This is a genomic window from Vibrio sp. VB16, assembly GCF_015594925.2.
Taxonomy (GTDB): domain Bacteria; phylum Pseudomonadota; class Gammaproteobacteria; order Enterobacterales; family Vibrionaceae; genus Vibrio.
Window position 1 is genome coordinate 558871 of record NZ_CP087590.1, and the last position, 23537, is coordinate 582407.

Annotated in this window: 25 protein-coding genes, 4 tRNA genes, 3 rRNA genes and 1 other annotated feature; of the genes, 10 read left to right on the forward strand and 22 right to left on the reverse strand. The window is 43.5% G+C overall.

The window, feature by feature from the left end:
• Nucleotides 1–58: 58 nt before the first annotated feature.
• From yjjX to IUZ65_RS02680, 5 genes are all read right to left on the reverse strand, one after another.
• Entirely contained in the window at nt 59–586 is a 528-nt protein-coding gene (yjjX, locus tag IUZ65_RS02660) for an inosine/xanthosine triphosphatase (protein ID WP_195702259.1), read from the reverse strand.
• 12 nt (nt 587–598) lie between these two features.
• Nucleotides 599–1777 (reverse strand): prephenate dehydratase, encoded by a 1179-nt coding sequence (gene pheA / locus IUZ65_RS02665; protein ID WP_195702260.1) that lies wholly within the window; start codon nt 1775–1777, stop codon nt 599–601.
• Between the two features lie 22 nt (nt 1778–1799).
• Nucleotides 1800–1922, reverse strand: a sequence feature (Phe leader region).
• A gap of 124 nt (nt 1923–2046) precedes the next feature.
• Entirely contained in the window at nt 2047–2403 is a 357-nt protein-coding gene (hpf, locus tag IUZ65_RS02670) for a ribosome hibernation-promoting factor, HPF/YfiA family (protein WP_195702261.1), read from the reverse strand.
• A 370-nt stretch (nt 2404–2773) separates the two neighbouring features.
• Complete coding sequence (locus tag IUZ65_RS02675; protein WP_195702262.1) at nt 2774–4273, reverse strand: lytic transglycosylase F; 1500 nt, start codon at nt 4271–4273, stop codon at nt 2774–2776.
• 154 nt (nt 4274–4427) lie between these two features.
• Nucleotides 4428–5153: an outer membrane protein assembly factor BamD gene (locus tag IUZ65_RS02680; protein ID WP_195702263.1), complete on the reverse strand. Its 726-nt coding sequence runs from the start codon at nt 5151–5153 to the stop codon at nt 4428–4430.
• Between the two features lie 187 nt (nt 5154–5340).
• On the opposite strand from IUZ65_RS02680, the gene rluD reads away from it, so the two are divergent.
• The 10 genes from rluD to IUZ65_RS02730 all read left to right on the forward strand — a co-directional run bounded on the left by rluD (nt 5341) and on the right by IUZ65_RS02730 (nt 16062).
• Complete coding sequence (rluD, locus tag IUZ65_RS02685; protein ID WP_195702264.1) at nt 5341–6315, forward strand: 23S rRNA pseudouridine(1911/1915/1917) synthase RluD; 975 nt, start codon at nt 5341–5343, stop codon at nt 6313–6315.
• Complete coding sequence (gene pgeF / locus IUZ65_RS02690) at nt 6316–7038, forward strand: peptidoglycan editing factor PgeF (protein ID WP_195702265.1); 723 nt, start codon at nt 6316–6318, stop codon at nt 7036–7038. It abuts the gene before it with no gap.
• A gap of 73 nt (nt 7039–7111) precedes the next feature.
• Complete coding sequence (gene clpB / locus IUZ65_RS02695; protein ID WP_195702266.1) at nt 7112–9685, forward strand: ATP-dependent chaperone ClpB; 2574 nt, start codon at nt 7112–7114, stop codon at nt 9683–9685.
• 622 nt (nt 9686–10307) lie between these two features.
• Nucleotides 10308–11860, forward strand: a 16S ribosomal RNA gene (locus IUZ65_RS02700).
• A gap of 139 nt (nt 11861–11999) precedes the next feature.
• Nucleotides 12000–12076 (forward strand) — tRNA-Ile (locus tag IUZ65_RS02705).
• A 127-nt stretch (nt 12077–12203) separates the two neighbouring features.
• Nucleotides 12204–12279, forward strand: a tRNA-Ala gene (locus tag IUZ65_RS02710).
• Between the two features lie 384 nt (nt 12280–12663).
• A 23S ribosomal RNA gene (locus tag IUZ65_RS02715) occupies nt 12664–15556 on the forward strand.
• 122 nt (nt 15557–15678) lie between these two features.
• A 5S ribosomal RNA gene (gene rrf, locus IUZ65_RS02720) occupies nt 15679–15794 on the forward strand.
• Together the 16S, 23S and 5S rRNA genes with 4 tRNA genes alongside form the textbook arrangement of a ribosomal RNA operon.
• A gap of 92 nt (nt 15795–15886) precedes the next feature.
• Nucleotides 15887–15963 (forward strand) — tRNA-Asp (locus tag IUZ65_RS02725).
• Between the two features lie 22 nt (nt 15964–15985).
• Nucleotides 15986–16062, forward strand: a tRNA-Trp gene (locus IUZ65_RS02730).
• Nucleotides 16063–16240: 178 nt separating this feature from the next.
• Here IUZ65_RS02730 and IUZ65_RS23400 read toward each other — a convergent pair.
• The 17 genes from IUZ65_RS23400 to IUZ65_RS02810 form a co-directional block, all read right to left on the reverse strand.
• Nucleotides 16241–16369, reverse strand: a complete 129-nt coding sequence (locus IUZ65_RS23400) for a hypothetical protein (protein WP_269213768.1) — start codon at nt 16367–16369, stop codon at nt 16241–16243.
• On the reverse strand, nt 16370–16780 hold the full coding sequence (locus tag IUZ65_RS02735; RefSeq protein ID WP_195702267.1) for a hypothetical protein: 411 nt from the start codon (nt 16778–16780) through the stop codon (nt 16370–16372). It lies immediately after the preceding gene.
• 2 nt (nt 16781–16782) lie between these two features.
• Entirely contained in the window at nt 16783–17199 is a 417-nt protein-coding gene (locus IUZ65_RS02740; RefSeq protein WP_195702268.1) for a M15 family metallopeptidase, read from the reverse strand.
• Between the two features lie 66 nt (nt 17200–17265).
• Complete coding sequence (locus IUZ65_RS02745) at nt 17266–17814, reverse strand: hypothetical protein (protein ID WP_195702269.1); 549 nt, start codon at nt 17812–17814, stop codon at nt 17266–17268.
• Between the two features lie 2 nt (nt 17815–17816).
• Nucleotides 17817–18419, reverse strand: coding sequence for a tail fiber protein (locus tag IUZ65_RS02750; protein ID WP_195702270.1), 603 nt, complete (start codon nt 18417–18419; stop codon nt 17817–17819).
• On the reverse strand, nt 18416–19063 hold the full coding sequence (locus IUZ65_RS02755) for a hypothetical protein (protein ID WP_195702271.1): 648 nt from the start codon (nt 19061–19063) through the stop codon (nt 18416–18418). Before IUZ65_RS02755 ends, IUZ65_RS02750 begins: the two co-directional genes overlap by 4 nt.
• Nucleotides 19063–19512 carry a hypothetical protein gene (locus tag IUZ65_RS02760; RefSeq protein WP_195702272.1) on the reverse strand — a complete coding sequence of 150 codons (450 nt, stop codon included), beginning with the start codon at nt 19510–19512 and terminating at the stop codon, nt 19063–19065. Before IUZ65_RS02760 ends, IUZ65_RS02755 begins: the two co-directional genes overlap by 1 nt.
• Nucleotides 19513–19521: 9 nt before the next feature.
• Nucleotides 19522–19893: a hypothetical protein gene (locus IUZ65_RS02765; protein WP_195702273.1), complete on the reverse strand. Its 372-nt coding sequence runs from the start codon at nt 19891–19893 to the stop codon at nt 19522–19524.
• Nucleotides 19872–20084, reverse strand: a complete 213-nt coding sequence (locus IUZ65_RS02770; RefSeq protein ID WP_195702274.1) for a hypothetical protein — start codon at nt 20082–20084, stop codon at nt 19872–19874. The genes IUZ65_RS02765 and IUZ65_RS02770 overlap by 22 nt, the downstream gene beginning before the upstream one ends.
• 10 nt (nt 20085–20094) lie before the next feature.
• Nucleotides 20095–20232, reverse strand: coding sequence for a hypothetical protein (locus IUZ65_RS02775; RefSeq protein ID WP_195702275.1), 138 nt, complete (start codon nt 20230–20232; stop codon nt 20095–20097).
• Nucleotides 20232–20474, reverse strand: coding sequence for a hypothetical protein (locus IUZ65_RS02780; protein WP_195702276.1), 243 nt, complete (start codon nt 20472–20474; stop codon nt 20232–20234). The genes IUZ65_RS02775 and IUZ65_RS02780 overlap by 1 nt, the downstream gene beginning before the upstream one ends.
• Nucleotides 20475–20476: 2 nt before the next feature.
• Nucleotides 20477–21328 (reverse strand): major capsid protein P2, encoded by an 852-nt coding sequence (locus IUZ65_RS02785; RefSeq protein WP_195702277.1) that lies wholly within the window; start codon nt 21326–21328, stop codon nt 20477–20479.
• Nucleotides 21328–21465, reverse strand: coding sequence for a hypothetical protein (locus IUZ65_RS02790; RefSeq protein WP_195702278.1), 138 nt, complete (start codon nt 21463–21465; stop codon nt 21328–21330). Before IUZ65_RS02790 ends, IUZ65_RS02785 begins: the two co-directional genes overlap by 1 nt.
• A gap of 141 nt (nt 21466–21606) precedes the next feature.
• On the reverse strand, nt 21607–22359 hold the full coding sequence (locus IUZ65_RS02795; RefSeq protein WP_443083723.1) for a hypothetical protein: 753 nt from the start codon (nt 22357–22359) through the stop codon (nt 21607–21609).
• Nucleotides 22331–22882, reverse strand: a complete 552-nt coding sequence (locus IUZ65_RS02800; protein ID WP_195702280.1) for a hypothetical protein — start codon at nt 22880–22882, stop codon at nt 22331–22333. The genes IUZ65_RS02795 and IUZ65_RS02800 overlap by 29 nt, the downstream gene beginning before the upstream one ends.
• Entirely contained in the window at nt 22875–23327 is a 453-nt protein-coding gene (locus IUZ65_RS02805; protein WP_195702281.1) for a hypothetical protein, read from the reverse strand. Before IUZ65_RS02805 ends, IUZ65_RS02800 begins: the two co-directional genes overlap by 8 nt.
• Nucleotides 23317–23517, reverse strand: a complete 201-nt coding sequence (locus IUZ65_RS02810; protein ID WP_195702282.1) for a hypothetical protein — start codon at nt 23515–23517, stop codon at nt 23317–23319. Before IUZ65_RS02810 ends, IUZ65_RS02805 begins: the two co-directional genes overlap by 11 nt.
• Nucleotides 23518–23537 lie beyond the last annotated feature (20 nt).

The following is a 23537-nucleotide window of genomic DNA, read 5'->3' on the forward strand; positions in this document are numbered from 1 at the left end:
TGTTAGTGTACGAATTACGATGGTATTATTGTAAATTAAGTCTATCTCATTACCTGTGCTATAGGTTCTCTGGGAAATGGTCTTCGTTCATAAAAGGTATTAACGCCAGAATAAGCGCCTGATGATAGACAGAACTTCGAGTTAGCAGATGATTTGTCAGTAGGCCTATCGCTCCCCCTTTTTGTTTTATATTCTCTGTAGAAAACACCTCATCCATAACAAGCCCAAGTTCTCGGCCATCTCTTATTTTCTCCAAGACTACAGGGGGAAGCATTAAGCTCGCTGAACGAGACTCACCTCTTCTGCTGGCGGATTCAATCACCATCCATGCAAAGGTAAAGTCTCCGTCATTCCCTGCTTCTAAGCCGACATAGAAATCGGCATTGTTGGTCTCAATTTTGGCATTTTTTACTCGATTTAATGCGCCAAGTTTTGTTTCTACGTCTGATATCGGTTGATCTGGAACGTTACTTGCCACGCTAACACCCTGAAATTGAAATGCTTGCTTTGGAAATACATCCAAAAAAGCGGCTTTAACGGCGTTGATTTTTGCTGGGTTAAGGGAAGCAATAATTACGGTCTTCATCGGTGCTTCTCTCTATATAAGTTTTATTTGAGTTGGTTTGACATTCTCACTTGGGTAACAACCCAATACTTTAAGATGCTGGGTTATTTTGGTCAGTTCGCTGATAGCCTGTTGCATCTCAGTGGATTCAACGTGCGCTTCTAGATCAACATAGAACATCTCTTCCCATGGATTACCCATAATAGGTCTATTTTCTAGCTTAGTCATGTTGATCCCATACCGTTGTAATACGAGTAGGGTCTCTACTAATGAGCCAGCGGCTTGAGATGTGGACATGATCAGTGTTGTTTTCGCTGGGATCTGCGTTGATACTTCAACGGGTTTACGGGCAACCAAAATAAAGCGCGTATGGTTTTCTGTTTGATTAGAAATATTATTCTTTATTGGCTGTAAGCCGTATAGCTTACCGCTGGATGAATTACCTATCGCCGCGACATCTTCTCTTCCAAGATTTTTTACTTTCTGCATTGCATCTGCTGTGCTCGCGCATGATTCCAAAGTAACCCCATTTAGGTGGCTAAGAAACTCACTGCATTGCTGATGAGGCTGCGGATGAGAGTAAAGCGTTTTGATGTCTTCTAAATGGATATCAGAATTAGCTAATATGCAGTGATCAATAGGCAGGGTTATTTCGCCAACAATGTAGAGTGTTGTGTGTTGAAGTAAATCATAAACTTCGTTGATTGATCCTGAACTTGTATTCTCTATCGGTAGCAAACCAAAATCCGCATGACCAGATTCTACGGTTTTGGTTACCTCTTTAAAATGCTCACAATTTAACTCAACCAACTCCGTATTCTTGCGGCTAAAATATTCACGACTTGCAAGGTGTGAGTATGATCCCCTTGAACCCAAGAAAGCAACTCGTGCGATAGGTTTTCGGCTCTGTGCTGGATTTGCCAAATTCTGTAAATGAGACTGTTGCAATAACACCGAGTCTTCGATAACCGTGTGGAATAACTTGGTGATGTATTGCGCATCTAAGTTGTATTTTTTCTTGCCGTTATTAATCAATTTGACTAATAATTGTTGCTCTCGCTTAGCGTCTCTAACTGGCTTAGATGTCTCAACTTTGCTTTTTGCTACTTCAATACTTAGTGCTCGTCTTTCCGAAAGCAGCTGTAGGAGTTGATCATCGAGGTCATTTAAACGGATTCGAATTTCATCAAGGGAATATTTACTGTCTGTCATGCTAAGTAAGTCCATTTTAGTTATAAAAAAGCCCCCCGTTTGGGAGGCTTCCTATTCGTTTTTGACTTGTTTTTCCTAAAACGATTTCAGCCTCCAGTGTTAGGAGTTAAAAAAGAAGTCAAAAAAGAACAGAGAAAATGTCGTCATCATTGAATCACTATGTTGTAGGTCTACTGACACAATAAGCAAGGGATACAAACCCGTCAAGCAAAAAAATAGCGCCCGTAAGCGCTATATAACTGAATTCCTAATTCTATTAGGTTGTTTTGCTATTCAGCTTCACTAAACTCAACTTCGTCTAGCTCTGATACTTCAGGTTTTTCAGCGTGAGTAGCTCGGCGAGCTTCAGGCTTATGGCGCAATTTGTTTAGCTGACGCTCCAATTTTTGTTCTACTTCTGTTATTGCTTTATATAAATCGTCATTGCTAGAAGATGCAACAAGCTTTCCTTTCGGTACAGTAATGCTTGCTTCGAATTTCATTTTGTTATTTGGTTCTTCGCTGATCGCAGTCTGGCAACCAATAATGTCAACTTGCCATTTCTCAAGTTTCTCAAACTTGGACTCTATATGCGTGCGTATTGCAGAGGTGATTTCTAAGTTTTTGCCGGTAATATTTACTTTCATATAGTGTTTTCCTCTGAAACTTCCCTTATGGGTTAAGTTCAGATTACTGTTTCAATAAGAAAATAATGTGATCTAAATCACTATAACTAGGCTGTTTCTATCAATGTTCATTTAATGTGATCTGTAACAAATCTACCAAATTAATTCGTTAAAAAAGCTTGTACTGAAATATGAACTCTATAGATTGGTAAGAAGTTGCGTACTAGAAATAACCCCATTTTTAGGGGCCTAGTGCAGGCTTTTATTTGTAATGACTAATTAATAATCAAGATGAAAACGTGATCTCGTACGGCACGTATTTAGATATTCGATTTGTGAAATGCCACACTCTTTATGGTTGTGGCATTTTTATTTGTCTTGCAGATTGAATTCATTCAGGCGAGACGAGTTTTAATAGGGCTGCGCTTTTTTCTTCTCTTATTTTTCGCATGTCTTCTAGCTGCTTGTAAATGACGAAATAGCGATTGATGTTCGCAACATAGTTTACGGGTTCTCGACCTATATTCCTTCGTGTAATGATTTCTACATTCTTAAACCAGACATTTGGGTCATAACCATGTTTAACGGCTAATCTGCGCATTTTACGAATATTACCGGGTCCGGCATTGTATGCAGCTAGAGATAAATAAACTTGATTGTCTCTAGTGATGTCGTCATCTGAAAAATAACGGTCAGTAATGAAACGCATGTATTTCACACCGGCATGAACATTGTTTTCGAGCTTTTTAATGTCTTTGATATTTACGTTGGGATCGTTGGCTGTAGAGGGGAGTACTTGCATTATTCCTACTGCGCCCTTGTGGGAGACTTTACTGTTGTCGAGACCAGACTCTTGGAACGCCTGCGCAGATATCATTAACCAGTCGAATTCATACTGAGCTGAATATTTTTCAAATAAGTTAGTGAGTGACTGCATTCGTTTGATTCTATCAGGGCTAAGGGCACGGCTAAGCCATTTTGAATTGAGGATGTATCTATCGTATAACACATTACCTAAGAGCGTTCCGGCTTTAGCGGTTCGTAGATAGCTATTTACCTGCTTTTCAAGTATCGGACTGTTTTTTCGAAATGCCCATCCAATTTCTGCCCCAGAACGTAGTGGAAGATTTTCATGTATTTTTATATTGTCCATCACGCTAAGCCACAGCTCAACTTTGTGACTATCTAAAACGGTTGAGTAGATATAGCCTTGATTAACCATTTCAATGATTTCATAGTCTTGTAGCGCTTCATCAAAAAATTGGACGCGGATTGGTTCTAATTTACTGAGGTTTAGATACTCGTTGATACTTTGGATACTTTCGAAGTAACTGGAGCTTGGTCGAACCCAGATCTCTTTTCCACTAAGTTGATCTATATCCACTAGTTCAGGTTCTCTTGTATGAGTGACCAAAAACTCATTAATATCGCTTATCATCGGAATACTAAAATCGAGAGACTTTTCACGTCGGTTTGTTTTCGTGAGGTTTGCAACTATCACGTCACCAAAACCCGCATTAAGGGCAGGAATTAGATCATCTCTTGTCACTGGAATTATTTGAATATGTACCGAAGGGTGTTCTTTTTTCAATTTTTTTTCAAAATGATGAAGGATTTCAGCAAGCATTCCTTTTGGCTTGCCGCCTTCAACATAGTAAAAGCCCAGATCTTCTGAAACCAAAACACGAAGGATGCCTTTTTTAGATAAAACATCTAGATCGCCTGTGTAAGGAGTGTTGTCTAAAGGGGTAAGTTCAAGAGAAACACTAAAGAAGGGGATAAAGAGAAGAGATAATACCCATCGATACCAATGGTTAATCGAGTTCCTCTTAACGACGTTAATTTTCGCTTTGTTACGAGGATCTATCTTGATAGAACAATCTATTTTCATACAACAATCCGTGTTGGTTTAATTATGTCGGCAATGAAATTTATTTATGAGAACGGTGTATGTTTCCAAAGAAAACACATTAGACGCTATACCCAAACAGTATAGATTAGAAATAAAAAAACCGCTGATATTCAACGGTTTTTCTTAGTGACGCCTAAATTGGATTGAGCTTCATGAGCTCTTTGGTTCGTGCCACCGCTTCGGTTAACCCTAGTTGTTGATAAGCTTCAAGCTGAATCTCGAGCGATTCTCTCGCCGCTTCGGTATCGGGATAGGTTTTTTGTAACTCTTGGCTGCGATTGATTGCAGCAATCCATGCCTCCCTGCGTAAATAGAAATCGGCACTGGCTAAATCGTAGTTAGCTAACCTATTCTTAAGTGCATACATTCTTTTTTGAGCATCAGCAGCGAATGCACTATTCGGGTATCTCTGGAGCAATCTCTTAAAATCAGCAAACGCTGACTTTACAGGCTCTGGGTCGCGATCAGAACGATCAATATTAAAAATATTGTGCATGTAATTCTGGTCTTGTGCCATGTGCGATAGGCCGCGCATGTAAAGTACCCAATCCATTTTCGTATGCGTTGGATTTAATCGGGAAAACCTTTCTATGGTAGCGAGAGCTAAAGGAAGATCTCCGTTTTTGTAGTAAGCATAGATAAGGTCGAGTTGAACTTGCTCCGAATATGGGCCGAAAGGATATCGAGAATCCAATGCTTCCAGCTTTTCTACGGCGGTAAGCCAGTTGCCACTTCTGAGTGAAGATTGAGCGTCAGTATAAAGTTCAGAGGCTGGGACGTCAGGTACTATTTCGTCGCTGCTCGAGCAACCAAATAGTAGTGAAAGTGCCAGTAAGCTCGATAAAGTGCGGTAATTCATGTCAGGATTCTATTTCCTTAAATTAAATAATTCTGTTGCTTCCGTTACTTCTTATCTTTTAACAGATAGAATGATGCCAACTTGGACGCTATAAATAAAGAAGCTAGCTACAATTGAAGGTAGAAAGCAGTAGCGTATTTTTTCACAGTCATGAGCATTAGTCTCATAGTTTTTTAAAAAGTTCGATATGGCTCAGCAGATAGAATTAACCGAAACCGTAAAAGATAGCCAACTTGGTCAAAGATTAGACCAAGCCATAGCAGAATTATTTTCTGATTTTTCTCGTTCTCGTTTGAAAGAATGGATAATAGCAGGAAAAGTTCAAGTTGATGGTGAAGTTGTTTCCAAAGCCCGCGTTAAAGTGATGGGTGGCGAATTAATAACCATTCAAGGTGAACTTGAAGATGAAGAGCGTTGGGAAGCTCAAGATATACCCCTAAATATTATTTACGAAGATGACGATATAATTGTTATCAACAAACCACGAGGCTTAGTTGTGCACCCAGGTGCCGGCACGCCAGATGGAACGATACTCAATGCATTGTTATTTCACTATCCTGAAATAGCAGAAGTACCAAGAGCTGGTATCGTGCATCGTTTGGATAAAGACACCACAGGTCTAATGGTGGTGGCTAAGACGGTTCCTGCGCAAACGAGATTAGTACGTGCGCTTCAAAAGCGCAAAATTACGCGAGAGTACGAAGCGATTGCGATTGGCAAAATGACCGCGGGTGGGGTGGTTGACGAACCTATTGGTCGTCACTCGACAAAACGCACTCTAATGGCGGTGAATATAACGGGTAAACCAGCAATTACACACTACCGTGTTGCTGAACACTTTAGAGAGCATACAAGAATTCGTCTGCGCCTAGAATCCGGTCGTACACACCAGATTCGTGTGCACATGGCTTTCCTCCAACATCCATTGTTAGGAGATATAGCCTATGGTGGTCGTGCTCGAATTCCGAAAGACGCTTCAGAGGAATTAACTGAAATGATTCGTCGTTTTGATCGCCAGTCTCTGCATGCTGCGATGTTAAAATTTGAGCATCCAGCGACGAGAGAAGAGATGGAGTTTCACGCCCCTATTCCGGACGATATGGTTGTGCTGACGCAAGCGCTAAGAGATGACGCAAAATATAACAAAGAGTATGACATCTAAATGGAATTGATTGTCCCTAATTGGAAAGTACCTGGAAATATAAAGGCCTTTACTACGACTAGACTGGGTGGAATCTCAGATGGTGTATATAAAGGGCTTAATTTAGGACTGCACGTTGAGGATGATCCAATTGTTGTTAAGAAAAACCGTCAAATTCTTCACGAAAAAGCCATGCTACCGAGTAATCAGGTATGGCTTAACCAAACGCACTCGGACCTTGTTGTTGAGTTAAAACAACCAACAACAAAGGTTATTGATGCAGATGGTGCATTAACATCGTCATCGAATGTGGTTTGTACGGTAATGACGGCAGATTGTTTGCCGGTATTACTTACTGACATAGAAGGGACAATGGTCGCGGCAGTACATGCAGGTTGGCGTGGGTTAGCTGACGGTATTTTAGAGAACGCCGTTAAAGAATTCACTAAGCCTGTTATTGCGTGGCTAGGGCCTGCAATTGGTGCTGGTGCCTTTGAAGTAGGTCAAGATGTGTTTGATATCTTTGTCTCACATTCATCGCAAGCAGAAAAAGCCTTTCAATCTAAGAGTAATGGTAAATACCTAGCTGACATGAATATGCTCGCAACGCAGCGTCTAAATGACGTAGGTGTCGAAAGTATTTATCGAAGTAATATGTGTACCTTCGAAGACTCAGAGAAATTCTATTCTTATCGCAGAGATGGTGTAACGGGTCGTCAAGCGACCTTTATTTGGATAGATTAACGTCCTCCCTTGAAAAAACGCCAACTTGTATCCATCTTGATAGCAGACAATAAATTTCATATTGGGGGCTGCTATGCGTTTAGACCGATTTACAAGCAAGTTTCAAGTAGCGATATCCGATGCCCAGTCATTAGCACTCGGACGTGATCATCAATATATCGAACCTGTACATCTTATGGTTTCTCTATTAAACCAAGATGGCAGTGCAATTCGCCCATTACTCACCATGTTAGATATAGACATTATCCAGTTAAGATCCAAATTGTCTGAGATGATGGATCGCTTACCCAAAGTGAGCGGCATTGGTGGTGATGTTCAGCTATCAAGTGGAATGGGTCAGCTGTTTAACATGTGCGACAAGATTGCACAGCAAAGAAAAGATGCCTATATCTCATCCGAAGTTTTTCTATTAGCAGCCATAGAAGATAAAGGGCCACTAGGTCTACTGCTTAAAGAAATGGGGCTTGTAGAAAAAACGTTGTCTGCTGCAATTGAACAAATACGTGGTGGACAAAAAGTGGATGACCCAAATGCAGAAGAAAAACGCCAAGCGTTAGAAAAATACACTATAGATTTAACCGAACGAGCTGAGCAAGGAAAGCTGGATCCTGTCATTGGTCGTGACGATGAGATTCGTCGTACCATTCAAGTACTCCAGCGAAGAACAAAAAACAACCCGGTTATTATTGGTGAACCGGGTGTGGGTAAAACGGCTATTGTTGAAGGACTCGCTCAACGCATTATAAATAATGAAGTCCCCGAGGGTTTAAGAGGCCGTCGTGTACTTTCGTTAGATATGGGCTCTTTGATTGCCGGCGCGAAATATCGAGGCGAGTTCGAAGAACGGCTTAAGTCAGTGTTAAATGAACTGTCTAAAGAAGAAGGCAATATCATTCTCTTTATCGATGAACTTCATACCATGGTAGGTGCGGGTAAAGGTGAAGGCTCAATGGATGCTGGCAATATGTTAAAACCAGCGCTGGCTCGAGGCGAGCTGCATTGTGTTGGCGCAACAACGCTTGATGAATATCGCCAATACATTGAAAAAGACCCAGCTCTAGAACGTCGATTCCAAAAAATAATTGTTGATGAGCCGAGCGTAGAAGATACGATTGCTATCTTACGTGGTTTAAAAGAACGCTATGAACTTCACCATCATGTTGAGATTACCGACCCTGCAATTGTTGCAGCAGCACGTTTATCCCATCGTTATGTTTCGGATAGACAACTACCAGATAAAGCCATCGATCTAATTGATGAGGCCGCATCTAGTATCCGTATGCAGATTGATTCAAAGCCAGAGTCATTAGATAAACTAGAACGAAAGATCATCCAGCTAAAAATAGAACAGCAAGCGTTGGTTAACGAAGATGATGATGCGAGTAGCAAACGATTAGAAGTCATTAATCAAGAACTGAGCGTTAAGGAAAGAGACTACGCTGAACTGGAAGAGATCTGGAACGCAGAGAAAGCAGCACTTTCTGGTACGCAACATATAAAGAGCGAATTAGAGCATGCTCGCATGGATATGGACTTCGCTAGACGTGCCGGTGATCTTAATCGAATGTCTGAACTTCAATATGGACGTATTCCAGAACTAGAGAAGCAACTTGATCTTGCAGCGCAAGCTGAAATGCAAGAAATGACCTTACTCAAAAATAAGGTTACTGATGAAGAAATTGCAGAAGTGTTGTCGAAACAAACGGGTATCCCTGTATCGAAAATGCTAGAAGCTGAGCGCAGTAAATTACTTGCAATGGAAGATGTGCTTCATAAGCGAGTCATTGGACAAAAAGAAGCGGTGAAAATGGTATCGAATGCGATTCGTCGCAGTCGAGCGGGTTTATCTGACCCTAATCGTCCTATCGGTTCGTTCTTATTCTTGGGCCCAACAGGTGTAGGTAAAACGGAGCTCTGCAAGACACTTGCAAACTTTATGTTTGACAGTGAGGAGGCTATGGTTAGGATAGATATGTCCGAATTTATGGAAAAACACTCTGTCGCGCGTCTAGTTGGAGCACCCCCTGGATATGTTGGATACGAAGAAGGTGGGTATCTAACTGAAGCCGTTAGAAGGAAACCCTATTCTGTCATTCTATTAGATGAAGTAGAAAAGGCTCATCCTGATGTATTCAATATACTTCTTCAGGTTCTCGATGATGGGCGTCTTACTGATGGTCAGGGACGAACAGTCGACTTTCGAAACACCGTAGTCATCATGACATCCAATTTAGGTTCCGATCGAATACAAGAACATTTCAACACACTAGATTATGAAGGGATAAAAGAAGAGGTGATGAATGTTGTGGTTAAACACTTCAGACCTGAGTTCCTTAATAGAGTGGATGAAATGGTTGTATTCCATCCGTTAGGCCAAGAGCACATTAGATCAATTGCGGTAATACAGTTAGCGAGACTAGCAAGCCGCATGAAAGATAATGGCTATGAGCTAGACGTTTCCGAAAAGGCGCTCGATCTCATTGCACATGTAGGGTTTGATCCTGTGTATGGTGCTCGACCGTTGAAACGAGCAATTCAACAGAGTGTCGAGAACCCATTGGCCAAAGCAATATTGGCAGGGAAGGTCGACCCAGATAAGAAAGTGCAGCTTTTAGTCAGTAATGATCGAATCATCGCACATCAATAATATTTGAAGAAATTACTATTTATTAACAATCAAAGGGGCGAAAGCCCCTTTTTTGTTCGATTAGATTGAAAAATAATCGAACAGGATCATTTTTGAAAATAAATGACGTATAGGTATTGTGCTCTCGTGATTTCTCCCTATAATGCGCCTCCGTTGTCACCGAATAGTTACTAACTAAACGTGTTGATGATGTCGGTCAATAAAGACTGGCGATAGAGATTTATCTTCTCTTTCTTGTTCCAGATCACTTCAAAAAGTGAAAAGCCAAACGAGAGAAAATAAATAGCAAAAAGTGTTTGACACAGAAGGCTATATCGCTAAAATGACCGTCCGCTTGAGAGAGACTTCCAAGCAACGCTCTTTAACAATTTAAACCTATATCAATCTGTGTGGGCACTCGTTGATGACAATCGAAGATGATTCTCTGCCTTAGGGCATGAAATCAACAACGGTTTCAATGAACTGAGTGACCTAATTTGATGCTTTCGGGTATCGAACACAGTTATTTAAATATCACTCTGTTGGAGTGATAGAACTTTAAAGAACACTTTACTATTTAACCTTCGGTTATCTAAAGTAAAAGGCAATTTAAAGTCAGTATTCATTGAGCCAAAAAGAACTTAAATTGAAGAGTTTGATCATGGCTCAGATTGAACGCTGGCGGCAGGCTTAACACATGCAAGTCGAGCGGAAACGATGTTAACAATCCTTCGGGAGCGTTAATAGGCGTCGAGCGGCGGACGGGTGAGTAATGCTTAGGAATTTGCCCAGTTGAGGGGGATAACTATTGGAAACGATAGCTAATACCGCATACGCCCTACGGGGGAAAGGAGGGGACCTTCGGGCCTTCCGCGATTGGATAAGCCTAAGTGAGATTAGCTAGTTGGTGGGGTAATGGCTCACCAAGGCGACGATCTCTAGCTGGTCTGAGAGGATGATCAGCCACACTGGAACTGAGACACGGTCCAGACTCCTACGGGAGGCAGCAGTGGGGAATATTGCACAATGGGCGAAAGCCTGATGCAGCCATGCCGCGTGTATGAAGAAGGCCTTCGGGTTGTAAAGTACTTTCAGTAGTGAGGAAGGCAGTAAGTTTAATACGCTTATTGTTTGACGTTAGCTACAGAAGAAGCACCGGCTAACTCCGTGCCAGCAGCCGCGGTAATACGGAGGGTGCGAGCGTTAATCGGAATTACTGGGCGTAAAGCGCATGCAGGTGGTTTGTTAAGTCAGATGTGAAAGCCCGGGGCTCAACCCCGGAAGGTCATTTGAAACTGGCAAACTAGAGTACTGTAGAGGGGGGTAGAATTTCAGGTGTAGCGGTGAAATGCGTAGAGATCTGAAGGAATACCAGTGGCGAAGGCGGCCCCCTGGACAGATACTGACACTCAGATGCGAAAGCGTGGGGAGCAAACAGGATTAGATACCCTGGTAGTCCACGCCGTAAACGATGTCTACTTGAAGGTTGTGGCCTTGAGCCGTGGCTTTCGGAGCTAACGCGTTAAGTAGACCGCCTGGGGAGTACGGTCGCAAGATTAAAACTCAAATGAATTGACGGGGGCCCGCACAAGCGGTGGAGCATGTGGTTTAATTCGATGCAACGCGAAGAACCTTACCTACTCTTGACATCCAGAGAAGCCAGTGGAGACACAGGTGTGCCTTCGGGAGCTCTGAGACAGGTGCTGCATGGCTGTCGTCAGCTCGTGTTGTGAAATGTTGGGTTAAGTCCCGCAACGAGCGCAACCCTTATCCTTAATTGCCAGCGAGTTATGTCGGGAACTTTGGGGAGACTGCCGGTGATAAACCGGAGGAAGGTGGGGACGACGTCAAGTCATCATGGCCCTTACGAGTAGGGCTACACACGTGCTACAATGGCGCATACAGAGGGCAGCCAACTAGCAATAGTGAGCGAATCCCAAAAAGTGCGTCGTAGTCCGGATTGGAGTCTGCAACTCGACTCCATGAAGTCGGAATCGCTAGTAATCGTAGATCAGAATGCTACGGTGAATACGTTCCCGGGCCTTGTACACACCGCCCGTCACACCATGGGAGTGGGCTGCAAAAGAAGTAGGTAGTTTAACCTTCGGGGGGACGCTTACCACTTTGTGGTTCATGACTGGGGTGAAGTCGTAACAAGGTAGCCCTAGGGGAACCTGGGGCTGGATCACCTCCTTAAACGATGATTGCTCATGATGAGTGTCCACACAGATTGAAATAGGTTTAGAAAAGCAAAGAGATGATAACTCAGAAATATCTTCTGTTATTGCATCATGATTTTTCTTAGTTCAACTAAGAGAAAGCATAAAGCAAGAATGGGTCTGTAGCTCAGCTGGTTAGAGCGCTCGCCTGATAAGCGGGAGGTCGGTGGTTCAAGTCCACTCAGACCCACCAAACTCTCCTTTATACTGCGTTAAATTGTTCGTCGTGTATTTACATACACTTCCTTGCAATTTGCCTTGTCTAAAAAGAGTTAACTTTATTAGATTTCATGAGTTGTCAAAAAAAACACCCAACTGATGGGGTTATAGCTCAGCTGGGAGAGCGCCTGCCTTGCACGCAGGAGGTCTGCGGTTCGATCCCGCATAGCTCCACCATCTTTAAGTGTTTTTACTCTGCATAGAGAAAAGAATATTTAAAAATGGTTTTGGCTTATTTTTATAAGTATGAAATCTTTGCTCTTTAACAATTTGGAAAGCTGACTGATAAATAATTGATTATTATTTATCAAAATAAAAGTTCTCAAATCCTAAGTCTTTTAGATTTAGGTACTTGTTGTCACTTCGGTGATAACAAACCAACACACATTCAAGTGTTCTTGGAAACAGCTAACTTCGGTTAACTGTTTAATATTTGAGTCCGGCAAAATCGAAAATGTTGTCTCGCTCATTCAAATAATGAGGCAACGATAGAAACCTTGGTTACTAATACAATAACAATTCGTTGTTATTTCGCGTAAGCGAAACCCTTTGGGGTTGTATGGTTAAGTGACTAAGCGTACACGGTGGATGCCTTGGCAGTCAGAGGCGATGAAGGACGTATTAACTTGCGATAAGCGTAGATAAGGCAGTAAAAGCCACTTGAGTCTACGATTTCCGAATGGGGAAACCCACTAGCATAAGCTAGTATTATTAACTGAATACATAGGTTAATAAGGCAAACCCGGGGAACTGAAACATCTAAGTACCCGGAGGAGTAGAAATCAACCGAGATTCCGAAAGTAGCGGCGAGCGAAATTGGATTAGCCCTTAAGCTTTTAATGATGCAGGTGAAGATTCTGGAAAGTATCGCGATACAAGGTGATAGCCCTGTAACCGACACGTCATTTTAAGTGAAAACGAGTAAGGCGGGACACGTGATATCCTGTTTGAATATGGGGGGACCATCCTCCAAGGCTAAATACTACTGACTGACCGATAGTGAACCAGTACCGTGAGGGAAAGGCGAAAAGAACCCCTGTGAGGGGAGTGAAATAGAACCTGAAACCGTGTACGTACAAGCAGTAGGAGCAGGCATTGCGTCCTGTGACTGCGTACCTTTTGTATAATGGGTCAGCGACTTATATTTAGTAGCAAGGTTAACCGTATAGGGGAGCCGTAGGGAAACCGAGTCTTAACTGGGCGTCGAGTTGCTAGGTATAGACCCGAAACCAGGTGATCTAGCCATGGGCAGGTTGAAGGTTGAGTAACATCAACTGGAGGACCGAACCGACTAATGTTGAAAAATTAGCGGATGACTTGTGGCTAGGGGTGAAAGGCCAATCAAACCTGGAGATAGCTGGTTCTCCCCGAAAGCTATTTAGGTAGCGCCTCGGACGAATACTACTGGGGGTAGAGCACTGTTAAGGCTAGGGGGTCATCCCGACTTACCAACCCTTTGCAAACTCCGAATACCAGTAAGTAATATCCGGGAGACACACGGCGGGTGCTAACGTCCGTCGTGGAGAGGGAAACAACCCAGACCGCCAGCTAAGGTCCCAAAGTATAGCTAAGTGGGAAACGATGTGGGAAGGCTCAGACAGCCAGGATGTTGGCTTAGAAGCAGCCATCATTTAAAGAAAGCGTAATAGCTCACTGGTCGAGTCGGCCTGCGCGGAAGATGTAACGGGGCTAAGCTATACACCGAAGCTGCGGCAACATAATTTATTATGTTGGGTAGGGGAGCGTTCTGTAAGCCGTTGAAGGTGGACTGTAAGGTCTGCTGGAGGTATCAGAAGTGCGAATGCTGACATGAGTAACGATAATGGGAGTGAAAAACTCCCACGCCGGAAGACCAAGGGTTCCTGTCCAACGTTAATCGGGGCAGGGTAAGTCGACCCCTAAGGCGAGGCCGAAAGGCGTAGTCGATGGGAAACGGGTTAATATTCCCGTACTTCTTATAATTGCGATGGGGGGACGGAGAAGGCTAGGTGAGCCTGGCGATGGTAGTCCAGGTTCAAGGGTGTAGGCTAATTTCTTAGGTAAATCCGGGAAATTGTTAGGCTGAGACCCGATGTCGAGTCACTACGGTGATGAAGTCATTGATGCCATGCTTCCAGGAAAAGCCTCTAAGCTTCAGATTATAAGAAATCGTACCCCAAACCGACACAGGTGGTCGGGTAGAGAATACCAAGGCGCTTGAGAGAACTCGGGTGAAGGAACTAGGCAAAATGGTACCGTAACTTCGGGAGAAGGTACGCTCTTGACGGTGAAATCCCTTGCGGATGGAGCTATCGGGAGTCGCAGATACCAGGTGGCTGCAACTGTTTATTAAAAACACAGCACTGTGCAAAATCGTAAGATGACGTATACGGTGTGACGCCTGCCCGGTGCCGGAAGGTTAATTGATGGGGTTAGTCTTCGGACGAAGCTCTTGATCGAAGCCCCGGTAAACGGCGGCCGTAACTATAACGGTCCTAAGGTAGCGAAATTCCTTGTCGGGTAAGTTCCGACCTGCACGAATGGCGTAATGATGGCCACGCTGTCTCCACCCGAGACTCAGTGAAATTGAAATCGCTGTGAAGATGCAGTGTACCCGCGGCTAGACGGAAAGACCCCGTGAACCTTTACTACAGCTTGGCACTGAACATTGACCCTACATGTGTAGGATAGGTGGGAGACTTTGAAACTTCGTCGCTAGATGGAGTGGAGTCGACCTTGAAATACCACCCTTGTATGCTTGATGTTCTAACGTAGGCCCCTTATCGGGGTTGCGGACAGTGCCTGGTGGGTAGTTTGACTGGGGCGGTCTCCTCCCAAAGAGTAACGGAGGAGCACGAAGGTGGGCTAAACACGGTTGGACATCGTGTGGTTAGTGCAATGGCATAAGCCCGCTTGACTGCGAGAATGACAATTCGAGCAGGTGCGAAAGCAGGTCATAGTGATCCGGTGGTTCTGAATGGAAGGGCCATCGCTCAACGGATAAAAGGTACTCCGGGGATAACAGGCTGATACCGCCCAAGAGTTCATATCGACGGCGGTGTTTGGCACCTCGATGTCGGCTCATCACATCCTGGGGCTGAAGTCGGTCCCAAGGGTATGGCTGTTCGCCATTTAAAGTGGTACGCGAGCTGGGTTTAGAACGTCGTGAGACAGTTCGGTCCCTATCTGCCGTGGGCGTTGGAAGATTGAAAGGGGCTGCTCCTAGTACGAGAGGACCGGAGTGGACGAACCACTGGTGTTCGGGTTGTCATGCCAATGGCATTGCCCGGTAGCTAAGTTCGGAATCGATAAGCGCTGAAAGCATCTAAGCGCGAAGCGAGCCTTGAGATGAGTCTTCCCTGGCACTTTACGTGTCCTAAAGGGTTGTTCGAGACTAGAACGTTGATAGGCAGGGTGTGTAAGCGTTGTGAGGCGTTGAGCTAACCTGTACTAATTGCCCGTGAGGCTTAACCATACAACACCCAAGGGGTTTTGTGGACTCAATGTAAGAACATTGAATGTGTGTGAACTTTTATTTAGGTCAGTAATCCAGATTATTAAAGTTTTCTAAATTATTAGGAAGCTTTACCAAATTTGCTTGGCGACCATAGCGTTGTGGACCCACCTGATTCCATGCCGAACTCAGAAGTGAAACGCAATAGCGCCGATGGTAGTGTGGGGTCTCCCCATGTGAGAGTAGGACATCGCCAGGCTTTAATATCGTTTTATCTTTTTTAGGAAAGATAAGGCAAAAACAATCAAAGCTATCTTTTATAAGACTTCGATTGTCGTAAGAATACCATGTGGAGTGGTAGTTCAGTTGGTTAGAATACCGGCCTGTCACGCCGGGGGTCGCGGGTTCGAGTCCCGTCCACTCCGCCAGTTCTTACAAGAAAACAGTTATAGGGGTGTAGCTCCAATTGGCAGAGCAGCGGATTCCAAATCCGCGTGTTGGGAGTTCGAATCTCTCCACCCCTGCCATTACAATTGCATATCTATGCAAAAAGAAAGGCCACTAGAAATAGTGGCCTTTTTGTATTTTTGGCAAAAAATTAAGTAATTGCTATTACCAAGGTATGATTTTATCTGTAGCGTTGAGCTTGGAGCATCATTTTTGGTGTTCTATGGCGGTACGGATACACCTCCCGTACTGCCATTTTTACCCATCCTTTTTTTCTAAAACGCTTATTCGCTTATCATGGTTATTGGCTATCCCATGTAAACGCCATGCCAACCAGACCATAATTAATGTATCTGGCGTTATCTGCCAGCCACTTAAAAATTCCACTTACTTCCCCTTAAACCTATGAGAAAAAAACTCCAATAAATACCGAACCATTGCTCGCATACCTAACGTATCAATGACCACCGCCGCAACGACATACCAGTAATAATCCGGTACGTTTTGAAGGGCTTCGAATCCGGCTTTGACATATTTTGCGTAGTCGGGCAAAAATGAAAGGATAAGAGGAATAAACACGACAAACATAATGAACTCGTCTTTGTAGCCTCGTTCCTTAATGCTGAGTTCGTCCAGTGTCGCGGCTTTCTCGTCACCAGATTGCAAGCGCTTTACTTTTGCGTTGTGCTGCTCTTGTTGTATTACATCTTTTCGCTTGAGCGCGTTGGCTTTATTGATGCCGTGTTGCTTGTAGGCATTAATGCCGCCCGTGATTAGGTTCGCAATGGCTCCAAACATGATCACCTCTTCAATTCTATATGTGGTCCATCAACAAGGTTTGTCCAATCACCGCCCCACGTAATATCTATACCGAGTTCACGAGCTGCACTTTTAAAGGCTTGTGATATGCCACGGTAATAATCCATGTCCCACGTGACCTTGTTGTTTTCATCGTAGGCCACAAAGTCGATAGCATCGCCCGTTTGATGACGGCTTAAGACGGTATACCCATCACAATTGCTTTTCTTATCGCAGTACAGTGCGTTTTGTTCTTTGGCTGTACGTTTTCCACTAGTAATGCCGAAATCGTATTTAGAATAGCGCAGGGCGAGTCTGACAACTTTTCTCAAGTCATCTTTTACACCGAGCATTTTAGCTTCACTCCGAGCAGATAGTACCCATCCGCTGACGGTTTGATTTATTTTCTTATTATTCATTACGTAAATACCTATTAGCGTGCATAGTATTATTGGGAAGAGGTAAGCTGATTTCATAGGACAGATTCACCGTTCGTCTAAAAATTGAGTGCTTGGCAACGCACTCACCAATATTGCTCGACATTTATCTCGGTTGCTTTTCACGTCCTTAGGGATAGCGGTTCCTGCTTCTAGTTTACGGGTGACGTAAAAATCGGTTGTATCGAGATAGTGTCTCGCCTTGTCTTCTAAGTTATCCGTTTCACCGTTTAATTCGTTTACCAACCAATCACCGTCGACTCGGGTAATACAATGTGTTTGAGCGTTATACACTGGCGGTTGGTCATAGATAGCCCATTCAGGAAATGGCGAATTAGGTGTGTTGACGATTTGCTCGATACCGTCCCCATTCCAAAATGGGGTAATTTGATTATTGACGAACTCGGACCATGTCTGTGTGTCTGCATCAAATTTGCCAATCAGATTGGACGTCGTAGGCTCGTAAATTATCTCGGTATATTCATCCCCTAGCGCAGTGCTTTTTGAAACGAATTCAGTTTTATTACCTAGCCACCAACCCGCCTTATCAAATTCAGATACGGCTAACGTAATATTTTGTTTTTGAATATTGTTCATGGTTAACCTTTCCTTACTATCCAGTTGAACTTGTAGTTTTTAATTGTGTTTTCAGGGTGGCCTGTTGGTCTAATTGAGAGTATATGCCCGTGCGATGGAACATCGAAGATATGAGTATGCAGACCTGCAGGATAAGTGTGCATAATTTCAGAACCGATGGGGTAGTACGTGTTATGAGGTGTATACTCTACATCGGCATCATTTGTTCCATCGGAAACAGCCAGTTTTTCAGATAATGGTCTACCTATTGGGTGTGTGTGACCACCTTGTAAGTCAGTGCTTTTTTTTACTCCCCCTGCACGCTTAGCTTCTCCAAAGTGAATATGCTGTTTGATGTTATCTTCTTCGTAGGACAGTAATTCTTCACCGTCTTTTGACCCAACAATCGCCATGCCTCGCATATCTAAAAGTCGAACACCGTAAATGCTATGCAGAATAGGGTTGGCTTTTATGTCAAATGACTGGCCCTTTAGAATAAAGAAATCATCACTTGGCGGTTTATCCAGCGGGTACGGAATAGGGCTTCCGATAGGATAAATATCACTTAAAACGGACTCATCTACATTGGAACCCGAATTAGGGTTATTGAGAGTAAATAGCGTCATACGAATTCCCCTACATTAAGCATGTCACCGTCCTTACCTGTAACAATTAGCGCATTTGTTGCTGCGATAGTTGTGTGCCCTCCGGCTTCGAGTGGGATAACGCCTGCAATTATGATTGTGTCTCTGTTTGCTTTTGGCGCTGTCACTAAAAGCTCAACACGGTTAGAGTTTTTAGGGATGACATTATCGTTTTTGTTACCAATAACCACGGGCGTTAAAGTGTTGAATGTGAGCGCATTTCCTTGATTCGTCACAGCGACTTTCTGTATGTCTGGGTAGTTGGAAATGGCAATTTCATTGTTAACAAGAACACCGACATCATTTTGTACATGAGAAATGACAATTGGCTCTTCAATATCGCTGATTTTTACTGCACCATTTATTGCCACTGCATCAGACTGAGTATTGATGGCTGTATCTGTGATTTGGTATTCGATTGTTGTGGGGCTTGAATGGTGATTGTGAAATATCACCGTGACACAACCTTCAATCAAAATTACATCGTTTTTCTTAACTTCGACAGGCTCGTTCGCGTCTAACTGCAAACTGACGCTATTTGACGCATCGCGCATTAACAAATATTTTGCACCACCAGTACGAATCGATTGTCCTACCTGAAGGGTTTCTTCGACAATGTTTTGCATTATTTACGACTCCCAATGACTAGCAACATAACGGCCAGAAGCAATACAATACCTATAGCTCCATAAACAAGTGGTTTGCTGTTCATCATGTCACTTGCCCCATCTGTTGATTTACTCGCATTCACGGAATTGGCAAAATTGAGCGCGGCATCTGTAGAGCTGTTCATTGCATCGAGTGCACCAACACCAAAACTTAACGCATCACTACCAAATCCAAAGGCTTCATTGATCGCAGTTTCGCCAAACTCGAACGCACCATCTAATGCGTTGTTGTTAGAATCAAACGCACCTTGTATCGCTCCGTGGTCTGTTTGAGTTAGTTGTATATCGCCCTCATTACCACTTAAAATTATTCCGCTGTTATCACCACCGACCCCAACAGAATTACTTTTATTTGTTGTGTTAGTGGTCGTGTTGTTGGTTGCGTTGCTCTTGCTTGAGCCTCCCATAAAAACCCCTTAAAAAACTATTCTGACAACGTGCTCATTGTTGTTTGTGATGCTGATGGTTTTTGCGCATTCATTGAGTTTTCGTCTAATGAATCGCTCTGCACCTCGTCTAAAAAAATGCGCCCGAATGGACGATAAATTCAGTGTTTTTGCGTGTGCAATTGCAGCTTGTGTTCCTACAATCATGTCACCTTGAAGTGCGACCACAACAAGCTCTAATTGTGAGAACTCAATGCGTAACAACAGGTAGGTATTATCTATTCGATAGCACTGAGCTTGATGAAGTAAACATTCTTGAAACGCTCCCCAAAGATAACCATTCAAGGCTTTTTCAATGTGGGGGAACGCTTCAAAAAAGCTTACTTTTTGAAGAAGAACCACAACACCCCGAGTCCTATTGCCACTATTGCCCACGACGGGACACCGTTATTACTGCCGAAGTTGTATGTGCCACCAGTAAAACCACTGTTGTTGGTTGTGTCGTTGGTATTGGTTGTGTAAATATCACCACTTGCACCACCTGTCATACCTCCGGCACCGCCTGTCATACCTCCTGCTAATGAACCTAGCATTGACTGCTCCTTAAACGATGAACTTGTAAGCAAAGTAAAGGCACGCAAGGGCAATCACCCACGTCATCACTTTTTGTGTGGCACTGTAGGCGCCATAGCCTAAACCAAGGCCACTTGCACCAATCAAAAACGGAATTGCGTAAGGCATTACTTACCCCCTTTGAGTGCAAGAACGATGACCAACACAAGTAATAGACCTCCCATGCCATACGCCCAAACAGGAATAACGGCAGGTTGAACGACTTGTGGGTACGTGTTGCCCGTGTCGTTTGCATTCGGTTTTTGGGTTGATGTGGAGTTACCCGTATTAGTGGTCCAATCGTTATAAATACCCCCTGCGGTATCGCTCACATCACTGACCACATCCAGTATCGAATCCCACCATTCCATAATTAGCCGCCTTTAATGAGTAGCTCTGGTTTTTCACAATCGAGGTACTCAATATAAACGTCGATGGTGCCCGTGGTTTCGGTAGTTTCTAGCGTGAAAATAAGCTGTTTATCTCGCACAGTTGGGAACATTTCTAACTGAATATAACCACGTTGAATAAAGTCCAAGTGTGTCCATCCGGCTTGCCATGTTTTGTTATTTCGCCCGGCACGAAACCGCTCTAAAAAACAATCCGTGTTATAGGCTTCGTCATCGTCACGTTTAATATCAATGCGACTAATCGCACCGGTATCAAAGTGCATACGGCGAACGGTTCGGTTTGGTACGTTTGGTAGGCTAGAAAATTGGTTTGTACCAATCGACGGTGTTGGAATATTGGCGACTTCCAAGCGAGGCAAATAAATGCGTTGTGCTCGTGGTAGGCCAATTAAAGGATGCGCGGACAAAGTTGGGTGTTCTGGATCACCACTTTCTTTGGCTCCTATGGTTACTTCTAAATCAAGGCTCTCACCAATTTGTGTTACTAAGCCTGTTAAATTCTGGCCGTCTTTAAGACGCATGGACAAATCGGCAAAGGGAATGACGTACACATAACCGTCTTTTGCAGTATCTACGCTTTGAGCCAAACCTTTGTATTTATCAAGCATGTTAAAAATACGCATTGGAGCATCAAAGAATACTTTGCCATTTAGGCGAAGCTTAACTGCTAAACGTTCTGCGGGCAGATTTGAGCGTAAGTAGATGTAATCGTAAGTATCACCGCATGGCAGTGATACAGATGCTTTACCATTGAATTTCACACCATCAAAACTGGTTACTGTTGTTGGTCGAATACCCGAATATTTATATGGCATTAGAACCACCCGCTATTACCGTAAACGGTATCCTTAACAGGTTTTAGAGTGCTGACATTATTAATAACAGCGATAAGGGCGATGGTTAGCCCCGCAGTAATAACAATTGGCATCACGGTTGCTTTGTTAAGTTTCATTGTTTCCCCTGTCTCACGACGTTGAATTAATAAAGGTACTTTCATTGAAAGAGGGGACATCATTCATTAGAAAAGAGGGAAGAGAAAGGGGGAGTAACCTATAGGTTAAATCTCTAACCTATAGGTTTAAAACGACCTTTTTTATTGCTTGGAGCAATCAAACGAGGACTTATGCACGTTCCCTATGCCATTTTTTATTAGAAGGTATTCGGCTATCGGTTTGCCAAGCTTGAGTTTATTGGCTTTTGCCGATTTTAAAGCGGTTAGCTGAGAAAGGCTTATGCCTTTCGCGTTGGCGATGTATTCTGCATCTTTTGCACTGGCTAAAGCCCCAACCCACCAAGTATCTGATTGGCTTATAACGGTTTTGGGTACTTCTTGAGTTCGTTGAAATACGGTGTGAACCACAATACCAAACTGACGCCCACCGCGAAGCAGCTCGCCTGCCTTACCTTTTAGTTTTCCTGCGGTTTCCACACAAGAAGCTAATTCTTCTATCACAGTATGAAAAGGGGCTCGATGGCCATCACCTAAAGACCAGATCACCGAGCAGAAAAACTCCAGTTCGCTTTCAGTCGCCGACTCTGGAATATACGAAATTTTAAAGGCGTTGTTTTTCTTTCGGGCTGTAAATAGAGCCCGTATAAACATGTCTTTTTGATGGCTTCTAAACACTTGAACCATCTGGCCTTTAAACTTGCTCCCTGCATAGTTTAAATACGGATCGAAAAAGGCCACTTGAGCCCCACTTTTGGGAATGGTATCCATCACTTTAACGGCTGTTGTTTTACCACTGCCGGTTGTGCCTATATACACCGTATGCTCAGCGTCCAGAGACGGGTTAGAGTTAATCGGATTAGGCAGCTTAATGAGATGTCGCGTTGGCTTTTTCAATTTCGGCCTCCTTTTGTTGTTCGACAGCATGAACACGTTTTTTTTGTTGTTCCTGGTGCAACTCTTTAAGCTTTTCTATTTTCAAGCCTTTAAGTTGAGTCCAACTGGTGAAGGCGAGGCCACCGAACGCAACAGAAAACATGATCTCTTCTTTGTAGGCTTCAAACCATCCAAGCCACGCAAGGCCGTGCTTATCAATAAGAGGTTCTAGTGATTCAAGTACACTTTGTTTTGCCCCTTGTTCATATTTGAAAGGTAGCCCAGTAATGCCACTAATCAGGTTTTCAGAAACAACAAACCCAACGGACACCATGCCAACCGCAGCTTTAGTATCTAGCTTTTTTTGGGGTTTATCTTCTGTATCGGTTTCGTCTTCTTCATCGGTTTTTTTTGCATCGTATTGCGCTAAAACATCATCGAATGCCTCACCATCAAAATCGGTAGGGCTTATCTGTCTGTCTTCGGCGGTAGGTGTAGGAGTTTCAGTGACTTCAATATCGTCATTAAGCGTTGAGTTACTCATTGTGGCCACCCTTAGGAAAGACATTAATTAACACAAAAACAAGAACAAGAGCGGCGGCACCGCCAACCCATAACAGCGTGCTTTTCGACTTGGTTGGCTCTGGTTCGTTTGCCACTGATTTAACCGTTTTATATTTTTGTTCAATAACGGTTAAATCGGTTGATGGTTTCGTGACTTCTACAGGCAAAGGCTTTTCGGTGCTGATTTCGATAGGGGGTAACTGGTTTACGTCCTCGACTAATGCCGCTTGAATGCGCTCTTGCGAGTTTTTAGGTTGCGATGTACCGCACTTAGGGCAGACATAGTAATAACGACCTGTATTGCGTTTGTTTTTCGGCGGCTCTCCCATTTCTAATAGCTTGGCCTCACCCATAATGTGAACTGTTGAGGGTTCACCGCAACTAAAGCAACGGATGTAACCATGCTTAGGGTTTTTATTGCTCATGGCTCACCCCTTTTAAGATAGTAGAGAGTAAAATTTCGCGCAGTGTAGCGGTCAACCCTTGGTACTCAACACCAAGTGTCTGTATTTTTTGCATGTGAAGCATAGCGGTTGGACTACTGGCAAGGGTTCTGATTTCATTTTCAACCTCTTCCGAGCGTTGAACCATTTTTAGCAAGTCTTGCTTTGTCATTGGTGACTCCTGTCTCACGA